Below are 2,388 nucleotides of genomic sequence, written 5' to 3'. Positions count from 1 at the left end.
GTATAATACGATAAATGCTAGGCTTTCTGATAAATTCAGCGGGCGTTGGGTTTCATGCTTCAACCCAACCTACGTTCATCTGATAGATTCAGGAAAAAAATATAAAGCCCCACTCCCCTTTAGGTCAGCGAGGTTGAGATTAAAAAAAACAGATAGCCTAGGGCTAATTAGCTTGTCTAGCCGCAACTGCCACACCTAGACAAGCAGGGGGTATTATGGTGAAACATCAAGTTTTTAATACTGGTTCTTTGACTCTAGACACGAAAAAAGAGCAGCTCTTTGTGTCCGTGACTCCAGACTATCAAAAAGGCCCCGGCATTCAACGGGATGGTATAACTCCCCCCAGAATGCAGGATCCTCATGCAGTGACGGATATAATGTATAATCGACTTCGTCGCAATGCTGTTCCTGGCCTAGACTCTACGACCAATGCTTACGAGCAGAGAGCGGGTACTTGGACACTTTATCATCATCTCAAAGAATTCTGCGATCAGCGAGGACAGGATTGGCTCATTATTGGCGCCCAAGGTTGTGGGGATCTAACGATGAATCCGTGGCATCTTGCCTATCTTGGCCCTAATTACTACATAAAATCCTTGCAAAATCAATTATGTGGGATGTTTCTCCCCGGAGGCTATCAAGAACCGATCAATCAGCGCATCTATCGGTGTTTGGTCAAATGGTGTGATGATATGGCTACACACCTCGGCCATCGTTATGAATTTTTGGATTTAAGATTTATTATGGCTGGAGGCGCAAATATAATAAACATCGATGATCCGCAAGTGGCCCGCGCATATAATCGTTATTTAGCAGGACTAGAGGGATACGATGCTAATTTACAGAATATCGCCCCATTTTTAGAGTTTGCCCTAGGGGGAAAAACTATTATTCAACAAGGTAATGTGGTTCCCCTATTTACTGCTATCGATCGATTCCAAGATGTACGCCATATTTTTTGCCTGCCTGGTAAAATCCCATGTGCGGGGAATTTTATGAAGCAGGCTATTGATAAAATTTACTTGGGGGAATATCAACTCTACGGCGAGTTGAATGCTAGGCGTGCCGCTTTAAACGGACCGATTATCGTAGAAACTCAATTAATTTCTCCCGGTGGTTTTCTGGAGATCAATCTGGCCGATCCTGCTGTCGCAAACCAGTTGACGAAAAATAACTTTAGACGAGTTGGTGTTTCTCCACGTCGGGCAGGAGAATATTTTCCTTACCCCGGAGGAGATACGGTAGAGATTTACTTTCCCAAGAATATCTATCCTTTCGGAATTTTGGGAATGTCCGGTCAAAGAATTATCTGTTTTGCTTCCTCGGGATTAGGGGCAAGAATCGGCAACACTCTAGAAGGGATTACCTTAATTATGAGCGATGGATTCGGTGCGGAGGAAGCGATGGTTTTAGATGAAGGATATGACGTTTTTCAAATGATCAATCCCATGGAAGATGATCATGCTTTCACTTATACCAACGAGGAATTATTGGATAGAGTGTTAGCTTTTACCCACGATCAAATGCTTCTAGATACGGCTGAAAGCGTTAAATATCCAGTGAATGGTCCCGCACTAGGTGGAGACATGAGACAATGGCCTCTCAATCGAGATTTATTGGACCAAGTGGAAAATGATTATGGCACCAGAGCAGCTGGTCTAGATTATACGGATATCTTTCCGGTCAGGTTAAGTCGCTCGCAAATCAGAAGTATTTTGATTGTTGCTGTCCCAAAAAATCCCCAATAGGGAGATTCAACTCGGTGCGTCTCAATTTTGTAGAAATACCTAGGGTTTGAACAAGCCAATTGGCGATCGCACTCTCGGCACCGTTCCGCTTACCTTATTCGCTAAAAAGCATACAGGATAAAGGTAACAGCAATTTTAAAACCCTTCCCTTAAAAAATTAAGCGAACAATGAGTTATTACCCTTTGCCGTTCTCAGCAATACTGATGACCCCGAACAGGTGTTAAGTCAGGTGTCCCGTTCTCTAGAAACTATCTCCCAAAAACGGGTGCAAAGCAATCTCGCTGCCGCTACCAGTATTCTCGCCGGGTTAGTATTAAATCGAGAGACGATAAAAAAAATCCTTCGGAGTGACATTATGAGAGAATCAGTCATCTATCAAGATATTTTAGAGGAAGGCAGAGAGGAAGGAGCATTAACCGCTAAATTAAACTCTATTCCCCGTTTATCGGTCTTAGGATTAAGTGTAGAACAAATTGCCCAAACTTTAGACTTAGATATTGAACAAGTACCAGAAGTCATTGAGGGACAAAATTGAGTGAAAACGGACAGTATTTTCTATCGTCTCTTTGAGACTTTTCCTGAAAGTTTCTTTGATTTGCTCAATCTTCCCCCGGAAACCGTCAATCATTATCAATTTTC

2 protein-coding genes and 1 pseudogene are annotated in these 2,388 nt (G+C 42.7%); all 3 read left to right on the top strand.

The genetic code is table 11. The features are described from left to right. Positions 1-215: 215 nt before the first annotated feature. Positions 216-1,748, top strand: a complete 1,533-nt coding sequence (locus tag IQ242_RS22590; protein ID WP_193961488.1) for a hypothetical protein — start codon at positions 216-218, stop codon at positions 1,746-1,748. A 173-nt stretch (positions 1,749-1,921) separates the two neighbouring features. Further along, positions 1,922-2,284: pseudogene (locus IQ242_RS22585) on the top strand (flagellar assembly protein H); the annotation flags it as partial. Then, a partial coding sequence (locus IQ242_RS22580) for a DUF2887 domain-containing protein (RefSeq protein WP_193961487.1) occupies positions 2,285-2,388 on the top strand: 104 nt, incomplete at its 3' end. It abuts the pseudogene before it with no gap.

This window comes from Microcystis sp. LEGE 08355, assembly GCF_015207185.1.
Classification (GTDB): Bacteria; Cyanobacteriota; Cyanobacteriia; order Cyanobacteriales; family Microcystaceae; genus Microcystis; species Microcystis panniformis.
The sequence above is the reverse complement of the archived record's forward strand: the minus strand, read 5'-3'. Positions and strand labels throughout refer to the sequence as shown.